The sequence below is a fragment of the uncultured Fibrobacter sp. genome, from assembly GCF_946062555.1.
Lineage (GTDB): Bacteria > Fibrobacterota > Fibrobacteria > Fibrobacterales > Fibrobacteraceae > Fibrobacter.
In genome coordinates, this window is the sequence record NZ_CAMGVQ010000088.1 from 1 (window position 1) to 10582 (window position 10582).

Consider the following 10582-nt stretch of genomic DNA (forward strand, 5'->3'; position numbering starts at 1 on the left):
CGGACAAGTACATACCCTGAGCGCTCGCTCTCGCAACCGCCCCCGGTTAATACCGTGGGCTTTGTTGCTCACGGCATGTTGTTATTCGGAAATAGGAATTAAAAACGCCCCGGAAGTAAAACTTCCGGGACGTTTTGCTTTATGGAGGAGAACAAGATAGGAGTACAAAGTTTTAGTCACTAGTCAATATAAACACCTCGTAAACTATCGACTAATAACTAAAAGGGCCTTATTATTCCGCGGCAGGCGCATCGGCGCGGGTCAGCAGGAGCTTGCAGTAGCCATTCTCGACCACGACGTTTTCGGGGGCGAGATTGACCTTTTCCATTTCCCAGTTACCGGTGGCCCAATGATCGCGGTTCAGGTCCGTACCTTCGAAGTCATCGGTCCAGGCTTCGGTAAAGGTCTTGGTCGCCGTGTCGTAGGAATAGACACGTACGTAGTCAATCCACTGAGCCTTCGGAGCATCGGCAAGTTCATCGCCCGTAAATGTACCAACCCAGCCTACGCTCTTGGAAGCCCAAAGGTTGAAGCGGAGCGTCTGATCCTTCGTGAGGAAGGCTACCTGGTCCGCATCGGCATGAGTGCCGCGGGTAATGCCCAGCGTATCGCGACGGATTTCGACACCATCGATTTCCCACGCCACGTATTCAGGCGTCCAGGTCATCGCAAACAAGTGGAAGCTTTCCGTGGCATCGAAGCCGAATTCATGCAAGGGTTTGCTTTCGGACGAAGTGTTCTTCGAGATAGAAGGTACTCCTTCGCGGGTAATGATGTTGGACTGCCACATCGTGCCACCCTTACCGAGAACTTCGATATCGATTTCGTTCCACGGTTCGTCACCTTTCATCCAGGAATTGTCGTAGTAAAGGAACATGGAGCTCACGGAACCCGGAATCGAGACCATCTTCATGCAGGCTTCGTAACGGCCATACTTGAACTGTTCAACACCAGAAAGTTCAGCGCCATAGTAGGCGTAGGTTCCGGAACTGGGCACAACCGCATAAGTGGGTTCTGCGACCGGTGCGCGAGTTGCGCTAAGGCAAGCATTCACAGAAGCCGTCGGATCAACCGGAGTTTCAACAACATCGGTGCCGGGGACAGGATCCGTGCCCGGAGTCACCGCAGAGTCGATACCCGGATTAACGACCGAATCAAGGCCGGGATTTGCCGGATCCGGACCGACCTCCGGAATGGTATCCGTAGCAGCCGGGATATCGGTCTTGGGAGCGGAAGGGCCGCTGCTGTCATCGGAACAGGCGGCGAACAGGCCAAGCGCTACAATCGGGAGAAGGAATTTCGTCTTCATAGTGTACCTCGTTTCTTTGTTTATAAATATACCCCTTTTTTCTCAAAGGGGGTAGTCAACGAAGCACAATTTTATTACATCTGTATCAACAGTACTATAATTTATCCCTTAACGGCTTCGCCCATACTGAACATCGGCATATACATGGCAATCAAGAGGCCACCGACGGCGCCACCGAGGAACACGATGATCAACGGTTCCATCATGCCCACCACGGCGTCCACGGCAGCGTCCACTTCTTCGTCGTAGAAGTCCGCGAGTTTCAGAAGCATACCGCCCAGGTTACCGGTCTTTTCACCCACGCCCGTCATCTGGATCACCATGGGCGGGAAAAGTCCCGTTTCCTGCATCGGGTCGGCAATACTCTTACCGCCCGCGATACCGATTGCAATCTTGTTAATCCCCTTTTCGACTACTTTGTTCGTGACGGTCGAGGCCACCACCTTCAAGGAATCCATGATGGACACACCGGCATTCAGCAAAGTTCCAAGCGTTCTCGAAAAACTAGCGGTCGTCGACTTGATCTGCAGATCCCCTAGTTTAGGCATTTTCAGCATAAGGCCGTCCCACGCAAACTTTGCTTGAGGCACGCGCATAGTGACCTTGAAGCCTACAATCAAGACAATCGCTCCGATAAACAGGAACGCACCGTTATCACGAATAAAGTCAGAAATGCCCATCACCGCCTGTGTTGGTGCCGGAAGTTCTGCATCAAGGGCCTTGAACTGTTCCGCGAATGTCGGCACCACAAAGGTCATAAGGGCGATCACCACCAAAATGCCCACGATAATAAGCATCACCGGGTAAGTCAAAGCCTTTTTCACTTTACGTTTCAGACGTTCCTGGTTTTCCAAGGTTTCTGCCAAACGAGCCAAGATACCGTCCAAGATACCACCCGCTTCGCCAGCCGCCACCATGTTCGTATACAGGTTGCTGAAGACTTTCGGGTGCTGCGCCAAGGCGTCCGCCAACGACGAACCGCCGTTAATGGACTGCGTGATCTTGTGGACCACATTCTTGAGTTCCGGGTTTTCGCACTGGTTCTCCAGAATGTTCAAGCACTGCAACATAGGAAGCCCCGCCGAGCTCATCGAAGAGAACATACGGGTAAAACGGGCAATTTCGGCAGGCTTGATACCCGAACCGATCTTAATCTTGATTTCAGTCGGCTTTTTCTTGAGGCTGACAATAATCAAACGGCGGCGCATCAACAGCGCTTCGGCTTCGGCCTTGTCCTTCGCCTCAATCGAGCCTTCGAAATTGTTGCCCTGGCTGTTGGTGGCCTTGTATAGGAATTCTGCCATAGGTTAAACGCCTTCCTTAACAAACAACTGTTCCAACTGGTCCGGACTCGGAGAACGAGCAAGGGCGTCGAAACGGTCGACCTTGTGGTTCTTCACCAAGTCACAGAGACACATGTTCATCGTGTTCATGCCGAACTTCTGACCGATTTCAATCATCGATTCAATCTGGTGCACCTTGTCGTCGCGAATCAACGCACGAATACCCGGAGTCACGTTCATCACCTCGTAAGCCATCACACGGCCACCGCCAATGCGCGGCATAAGCGTCTGGCAAATCACGCCCTGCAGCACGAACGAGAGCTGCGTACGCACAGTCTGCTGTTCACCCTTCGGGAACGCGTCGACCACACGGTTGATGGTCTGCACACAAGAGTTGGTATGGAGCGTCGCAAAAGCCAAGTGACCGGTTTCAGCAATCGTCAAAGCCGCACGGATTGTTTCAAGGTCACGCATTTCGCCGATAAGCACCACGTCAGGGTCCTGACGGAGCGCCATCTTAAGAGCCTGGGCAAAACTGTTGGTATCGCTACCGACTTCGCGCTGGTTGATCATACACCCCTGATGCTTGTGCAAGAATTCGATCGGGTCTTCCACCGTCAGAATGTGGTCGTGACGTTCCTTGTTGATTTTGTCGATCATGGCGGCCAAGGTCGTCGACTTACCCGAACCCGTAGCCCCCGTCACCAGCACGAGGCCGGAAGGACGGGTCGTGAACTCGGCCATAATCTTCGGGAGGCCGAGATCCTTAAAGGTCTTGATTTCAAGCGGAATGATACGGAGCGCAAGCGCCACGCAACCACGCTGCAGATAAGCGTTCGCACGAAAACGCGCGAGGTTCGTAATACCGAAAGAAAAATCACATTCCTTCTGCTGTTCGAAAGTCTTCTTCTGGCCTTCGTTCATCAGGCTATAGGTCATGCGCATAGTTTCGTCCGGTTTGAGCTTGTCCTCGCCAATGGGGGTGAGCTTGCCGGAAAGACGAATAAGGGGAGGCGCACCTGCAGTAATATGCAAGTCGGAGGCGCCACGCTGGACCATTTCAGAAAGAAGATCTTGAATATTGTATGCCATGCTAAAGAATATAACTTAAAATGGGTCGATTTTTCATTAAAAACGCACATTTTTTTCGAAAAAACACTATTTTGTTATCTAGAATGAAACTTGGGCGAAAAATAACCTCTTCTCGAGGCGTTTTTGGAGTGACCAGCATGCTGCTATTGGCATTTGCAGCCCTATTTTCCGCATGCGACCAAGGGTATTTCCAGGCCGCGCCCACCAAGATCCAAGACTTCAGGGGAAAGCTCCTCGACGGAACCATCTCTACCTACCAGGCTGAAAAAGGAACCGTCACGCTCATCGCGCTGACCGCCTCGTGGTGTCCCGGCTGCCGCGCCGAACTCCCCCTCCTCAAACAGCTCGATTCCGAATTTGCCGACAGGGGCTTCAAGATACTGATGGTGAACGAAGACGACTCGCCGCGTATCGCAGCCAAGTACAACAAGGCTGCAAAGATTCCGTGGACCACGTTCCACTGGAACTACGACATGATGAACAAGCTAGGCAACCCGGGCGTCATTCCCGTGACCTATCTCGTGAACGCACAAGATAGCATCGTGAAAATCAACGTCGGAGAATTCGACGAAAAACAGATGCGAAAGCTGATAGGAAAGCTAGTAGACAGTCGGAAGTAGACAGTCGGGAGTCTTTCGAATATCAAGCGATCGGGCTCGGGAAGAGGATTACGTCCTTAATTTCCTCTTTTCCCATCGCGAGCATAAACAATCGGTCAAGACCGAGCGCCACGCCGGAACAAGAAGGCATCCCCGATTCAAGCGCCGCCAGGAAGTTTTCGTCAATCGGCGGCAAAGGCTTATTCATGCCCCGGCGGATTTCCAGATCCGCAGCGAAACGCCTGCGCTGCTCGGCCGCATCGGTGAGTTCCGTGTAACCGTTGCAAAGTTCCACCTGGTCCACAAACAGTTCAAAACGACGCGCCCAGGTGTAGCCGTCTTCGCCCACGTAGGTCTGTGCCAGCGCGGCCTGCGACTGCGGATAATCCAGAATAAATTCGGGGCCGTTCTTGGCAAGTGCGGGTTCCACCGCAAACACCATCAGGTAATCCCACCAGTCCTCGCGAGACATCGCCGTATCATCTACCGGCAGCGGAATATCGCTAGCTGTGCAGGACGCAGCAAATTCTTCGCCCGAAGCCTTCAGCGGATTCACGCCCGCGTAATTTTTGAACGCATCGATCCAGCGCGTACGGCGTGCGTTAATGGGCTTGCCAATAATTTCGGAAACAAGCGCTTCCACCTCGTCCATCAACGTTTCTTGCGGCATACCCACACGGTACCATTCCACCATGCTGAACTCGTTGTTGTGGTGAGCACCGAATTCATCTTTGCGAAAAGACTTCGTTATCTGGAAAATGTCTCCGAAGCCCGCCGCAAGCAATCGCTTCATGTGGAATTCGGGACTGGTCATCATAAAACGCTTACCCTCGACTTCAAAGTAATCCAGCTGAGGGTCGGTACCGCCCGCGTTCGAAAGTGTCGGCGTTTCGACTTCAAGTACCCCACGGGCAACAAAGAAAGCGCGAACCTTGTTCATCAAGGCTTGACGCTTTACCCAAGAATCACGACTGCAAGTAGGAGCGAACATAATGTGAGGTGTGAGGTGTGAGGTGTGAAGTGTGAAGTGTGAAATTATCATTTCACATTACACACTACACATTAGTCACCGTTTACCACGCAGCGAACGGAAAGCCAGAAGTTCTTATCCACGGGAATGGACGAAACTTCTTTGTCGGTACTGAACATGGAGCGTGCAATACCACGGCCGTCGCCCACATCCTTGCTCGTCCAGAAATAGGCACCTTCGCCCATAATCACCGAGATGCCGTTCTTGTTGGCATAGCCGCCGAACATGGCCGTAAAGGCATAATCATCAGAGCCGTTGGTACGAAGGTGTACCGCAGCCTCATTTGCGCCACCCGCATATATTTCGAGCATTTTCCAATCGTCGTCCGTTGCCAGGCGAGAGCCTTCGGGACAAGCGACCAGAGCCGCATCCTGCGTATAAAGGCGGCCGTACATCTTGCAGCTTTCTTCTTCGCGATCGTAACACATCGACTTTTCTTCAATCGCATAGTTCAGGTTCTGTACAAACCAACGGGTACCATTGATTTCCTTGACCTTATAAGTCTGACCGTCACGACTGTCGACAAACGATTCAAATACCGGGCAACGCGTTTCAAAGCCCTTCAAAGCGAGCATCGAATCAACTTCTTGCTGCCACGAGGCGCAGAAACGGAAAAGTTCGCCGCCAGGAAGCGCCGTAGAATCGGCCTTGTGCTTGTCCGCCCAGCGAGACACATAATTCAGGTTGACGACTTCGCTATCGGGAATCGAAAGTGTTCGCGCACTTTTCTGTATCATGGCCGCATACCTTGCGGCCGCAGACTTCTGCGTTTTCCAATACCCTTCAAGAAGCCCCTTGCGGAGCTTTTCATATAGCGGCGAAGGAACAGACACCTTGATCGTCGTATCGATATAATGTTCCGGATTCGTTTCGCAAAGATCCGCGCGCACGGTATCCTTCATATTGAGTGACTGTTCAAAGCACTCCTCTACGCAAGCTTCGCGGGCCTTGCCCTTTTTCTTGGGGCATACGACCCACAGGCTCGTATCGACAGAAACCTTGACCGGTTTTGCATAAGCCTTCGTTTTAAGGGCCACGTTCAAGACTCCATCCAACGCATCGATGGCCTTGGTATTACCGCTTTCGCTTTCTAACAACAGGTACGAAACAACTTCGGTACAGGCATCCATCGCCTTGGCATTCGCACAGACCTTGGTGCCGTAACCGTATGAGAACTGGGACTGACAATTTGAGAAGGACTCGTAAGGCATTGCCTTGAATATTTTTTCGTAAACTATGACAGCTTCTTCAGGAGAAAGCTTGCCGCAATAAATTTCTTCGGCGGCCCCCTTTTTTACGATTTTCTGGGCCGCGGCAATATCGCCGTTATCAATAGCGTCACGAAGTTCCGGCTGGGCAAAAGCGTTAGAAACGCCCAAGGCAAGAACTCCCAAAAACAATACACCACCAAGAATTTTCATTTTAACCCTCACAAAAAATTCCGGTGTAAATATAGAAAAAATGGCAGTAGGCAGAATGCAGTAAGCTGGACTTAGTTGATTGATCTTAGAGACGAAAGAATGTTCTAAGTTCTACAACCTCTACACTATAACAATCAATAAATCCAGGCTATAACGTTAATTACTATATTTGGGCCCATGATTGATGCAAATATTGATGCAGAAAAAATCCGTAGCGAATTTCCGATGCTTGTCGCAGGCGATAAAGGCGCCAAGCCCCTCGCCTTCTTGGACAGCACGGCAACCACGCAAAAGCCCGCGTGCGTCATTGACGCGATGGACGACTTTTACCGCGAGCACTACAGTTCCGTGAAGCGAGGCGTTTACCGCCTGAGCGCCCGCACCACCGAAGCATTCGAAGCCACCCGCAAGAATGTCGCAAAATTTATTAACGCGAAGACCGAAGACGAAATCGTGTTCACCCGCGGCACCACCGAAAGCATCAATCTGGTGGCGTGGAGTTACGGTCGCAAGTTCTTCGAAGCGGGCGACGAGATTCTGATTAGCGGACTCGAGCACCATGCCAACATCGTGAGCTGGCAGCTGGTCGCCGAAATGAAAGGCGCGAAAATCAAGGTGATTCCCGTTTTGGACAACGGCGATTTGGATTTGAGCAAACTCCCTGAACTTTTGAATGCGCGAACCAAGATGGTGGCCGTCGCCCACGTGAGCAATTCTGTCGGTACCGTGAATCCGATTGCAGAAATCATCAAGACCGTTCGCGCCGCCGCACCCCAAGCGAAAGTTTTAATCGACGCCGCCCAGAGTTCCAGCCACGTCAAGATTGACGTGCAAAAGCTCGACTGCGACTTTCTCGCCTTCAGCGGACACAAGATGTACGGCCCCACAGGCGTAGGCGTACTCTACGGCAAGTATGAAGTTCTCGACAGCATGCCCCCCTGGCACGGCGGCGGCGAGATGATCAAGAACGTAACATTCGAAAAGACAACTTACGCCGATGTTCCCGCCCGTTTCGAGGCTGGCACGCCCATGATTGCCGAAGTCATCGGGCTCGGCAAGGCCATCGAATGGATTAACGAGAAGGGCATCGAAAAAATCCGCAAGCACGAAGAAGAAATTACGAACTACGCGCTAGAACAGCTCGCGCAAATCCCGCAGGTGAAAATCTTCGGGAACCCGAAGGAACGCGGGGCCCTCATCAGCGTAACCCTCGACGGCATCGCCGTCAGCGACGCCGCCATGATTCTCGACGAAGAGAACGTTGCGGTGCGTAGCGGGCACCACTGCGCCCAACCCGTCATGGACCGCTTCGGCGTTGACGCCACGCTTCGTTTGAGCTTCGGCGCGTACACCCTGAAGCGCGACATCGACCGCTTTGTCGCTGGCATCAAGCGCGTTCTCCGACTCTTCGGTTAACCGGGACTCGTATGGGAATCGAGAAAGGCATCTTTAACCGCACATCGCTCCTGCTCGGGGACGACGTGATGGGCAACATCTACCAGAAACGCGTCATCATCTTCGGTCTCGGCGGAGTCGGCAGCTGGTGCGCCGAAAGCCTGGTGCGTTCCGGCATCAAGGAACTCGTGCTCGTCGATTCTGACCGCGTGTGCGTCACCAACGTGAACCGCCAACTGATGGCCACCACGAAAACCGTGGGGCAAGTCAAGGTGGACGTGCTGAAAAAACGTCTGCTCGAAATCAACCCGCACGCCAACATTGTCGCATTGCAGGTCATCTACGAAGAAGCGAATACGGACAAATTCCAACTGGGCACATTCGACTACATCATCGATGCCATCGACAGCCTCGAAAACAAGATGCAGTTATTGTGGCACGCCACGCGCACCAAGGCCACGGTATTTTCCTCCATGGGGGCAGCCCTCAAGATGGACCCCACACGAATCAAGGTCGCCGAATTCTGGAAAGTCGCCGGTTGCCCGCTCGCCCGCGCCCTGCGTGACAAGTTCAAGAAAAAGAAAATGGCGCTCAAGAAAAAAGTGCTGTGCGTCTACAGCGACGAACTCCTGAAAAACCGCGGCAAGAATTCCTCGTGCGGAACGGATGCCTGCGTGTGCCCCAAGGTGCGCCACGAAAGGAGCGAAGCCGAACTCCAAAACGCAAGCCTGATCAATCACGAATGGTGCAGCAGCAAGGCGCAAATCAACGGCACCATGGCACACTCCACCGCTATTTTTGGATTCATGATTGCGGGCCTCGTGATGCAGGACATCTACAAGAAGGCATTGGCCAGCGCGGAGTAACATGAAATTCCTAATTCAGCGAGTATTGAACGCCCAGGTGGATATTGCAGGCGACACTGTCGGAAAAATCGGCAAGGGCTACACGATTCTCATCGGCGTGGGCGAAGAAGACTCCAAGGAAATAGCCGACAGGCTTATCCGCAAGATGCTTGCGCTGCGCATCTTTGCCGATGAAAACGGCAAGACGAATCTCTCTATCAAGGACGTAGACGGCGAACTGCTGCTCGTCTCGCAGTTCACGCTGTATGCCAACTGCAACAAGGGAAACCGCCCCACCTTTAACGGCGCAGGCAACCCCACGCTCGCAAACGAGCTCTACGAATACATCATTGCCGAGTGCAAAAAGGAAATTCCCGTTGTTGAAACGGGACGCTTCGGCGCCGATATGCAGGTGAGCCTCGTAAACGACGGCCCCTTCACGATTATGCTGGAATAGGCATTCCGAAACTAGAATTCCGGCATGCTGAAATCGCCGTAAAGTTCACGGCCGTCGAACACCCAGACCACCATCTTTTTGCCATCCAAGAAATCCGAACGATCCTTGAACAAGGTCGGTCCCAGATTTCCCCCGCCGATACGACTGCGGGTAAACGTCTTAATCCCTGTCGCCTGCGCAATGTACGCTCCGATATTGGAAGAACTGTCCCAACCAAAATCGGCATTGCTATCGCCAATTACCACAATGGGTGCATCTTTGGACCCACGGTAGCGTTTCCCTTCCGCATCTACCGTCTTTAAAACCTGCACATCGTAATCAGGGTAAGAATTGTACTTCAGGTGATAAAGATTTCCGGTACCAGGAACAACCGTATCGCGCAGGAACCATTCCTCCCTCGGAACATCCAAGTCCATCTCGTTGATGGTATCGGCAATCATCTGTGCAAGAATCTGCCGACCCGCGCTGGTATAGTGGCTTTCGTACGCTTCGAACATAGGCGTTTCCCCGTTCTTTTCGAGGAACTCCTCTACCGCATCGACAACAACAATGCCTTCGTCCTGCAACGCATCTACCCATTCTTCATATTGCGGGGCAACTATCCCACCCGCCAATTCATCCGAATAATGTTCAGCCTCGATTTGTAATTTGTCTGGAACAGGCACCACCACCAATTTGATGCCGCGCGCTTCCAGCGAATCGTTGAAGGCGACAAAAGAATTCAGGTTTTCTTTCCAGTCCACCACCAAGTTGACAAGACTTTCTTGCAAGAAAATCCAGTCGTCTACACCACTTACCGCACAGCGGGTCTCTTTCAGTTGCCCACCGCATTTTTCAATATCGGCTTCAATCTGTTTCTGAACTTCCGGCGGGATTTCGGGGCGCAAAGACCACCAAGCCGTGGCAAGCATCGCCGCCACCGTCGCAAGCCCTAAGACAATTCCCAAACATTTCCTAATCAACATGGCAGTGCCAAATGTAGATTTTTTCAGACTCCTTGGCAGAGACCAGACGGTCTTCATACTTCGACAGATGAACTGTTTCCATACAAAAGGCGACAATTAATGTCATTCAGCATTTTTTATTTTGTTCCACCTTCCCCCTATTGCACACTTTGCGAAAATTTTATATATTCATTTCCGAGTCTGCCC

General features: G+C 52.2%; 10 protein-coding genes. 4 read left to right on the forward strand and 6 right to left on the reverse strand.

Annotated features, from left to right (window positions below; translation table 11 throughout):
- Nucleotides 1-232: 232 nt before the first annotated feature.
- The 3 genes from Q0P86_RS15655 to Q0P86_RS15665 form a co-directional block, all read right to left on the reverse strand.
- On the reverse strand, nt 233-1309 hold the full coding sequence (locus Q0P86_RS15655; RefSeq protein ID WP_295040754.1) for a family 16 glycosylhydrolase: 1077 nt from the start codon (nt 1307-1309) through the stop codon (nt 233-235).
- 101 nt (nt 1310-1410) lie between these two features.
- Nucleotides 1411-2613, reverse strand: coding sequence for a type II secretion system F family protein (locus Q0P86_RS15660; protein ID WP_294113951.1), 1203 nt, complete (start codon nt 2611-2613; stop codon nt 1411-1413).
- A gap of 3 nt (nt 2614-2616) precedes the next feature.
- Nucleotides 2617-3684: a type IV pilus twitching motility protein PilT gene (locus Q0P86_RS15665; protein WP_290991920.1), complete on the reverse strand. Its 1068-nt coding sequence runs from the start codon at nt 3682-3684 to the stop codon at nt 2617-2619.
- Nucleotides 3685-3821: 137 nt separating this feature from the next.
- Between Q0P86_RS15665 and Q0P86_RS15670 the strand changes: the two genes are divergently transcribed.
- Nucleotides 3822-4304 carry a TlpA disulfide reductase family protein gene (locus tag Q0P86_RS15670; RefSeq protein WP_290991922.1) on the forward strand — a complete coding sequence of 161 codons (483 nt, stop codon included), beginning with the start codon at nt 3822-3824 and terminating at the stop codon, nt 4302-4304.
- Between the two features lie 22 nt (nt 4305-4326).
- Here the strand turns inward: Q0P86_RS15670 and epmA are convergent, their stop codons facing one another.
- Entirely contained in the window at nt 4327-5274 is a 948-nt protein-coding gene (gene epmA / locus Q0P86_RS15675; RefSeq protein WP_295040757.1) for an EF-P lysine aminoacylase EpmA, read from the reverse strand.
- Between the two features lie 71 nt (nt 5275-5345).
- Nucleotides 5346-6734 (reverse strand): FISUMP domain-containing protein, encoded by a 1389-nt coding sequence (locus Q0P86_RS15680; protein WP_290991927.1) that lies wholly within the window; start codon nt 6732-6734, stop codon nt 5346-5348.
- Nucleotides 6735-6911: 177 nt separating this feature from the next.
- Here Q0P86_RS15680 and Q0P86_RS15685 point away from each other — a divergent pair, with 177 nt between their 5' ends.
- Genes Q0P86_RS15685 through dtd form a run of 3 tightly spaced genes read left to right on the forward strand, consistent with a single transcriptional unit; the run spans nt 6912 to nt 9431 of the window.
- Complete coding sequence (locus Q0P86_RS15685; RefSeq protein WP_295040759.1) at nt 6912-8150, forward strand: aminotransferase class V-fold PLP-dependent enzyme; 1239 nt, start codon at nt 6912-6914, stop codon at nt 8148-8150.
- An 11-nt stretch (nt 8151-8161) separates the two neighbouring features.
- Nucleotides 8162-8995, forward strand: coding sequence for a tRNA threonylcarbamoyladenosine dehydratase (locus Q0P86_RS15690; protein ID WP_295040761.1), 834 nt, complete (start codon nt 8162-8164; stop codon nt 8993-8995).
- A gap of 1 nt (nt 8996) precedes the next feature.
- Nucleotides 8997-9431 (forward strand): D-aminoacyl-tRNA deacylase, encoded by a 435-nt coding sequence (dtd, locus tag Q0P86_RS15695; protein WP_295040762.1) that lies wholly within the window; start codon nt 8997-8999, stop codon nt 9429-9431.
- An 11-nt stretch (nt 9432-9442) separates the two neighbouring features.
- Here the strand turns inward: dtd and Q0P86_RS15700 are convergent, their stop codons facing one another.
- Nucleotides 9443-10396 (reverse strand): hypothetical protein, encoded by a 954-nt coding sequence (locus Q0P86_RS15700; protein WP_295040763.1) that lies wholly within the window; start codon nt 10394-10396, stop codon nt 9443-9445.
- Between the last annotated feature and the right edge of the window lie 186 nt (nt 10397-10582).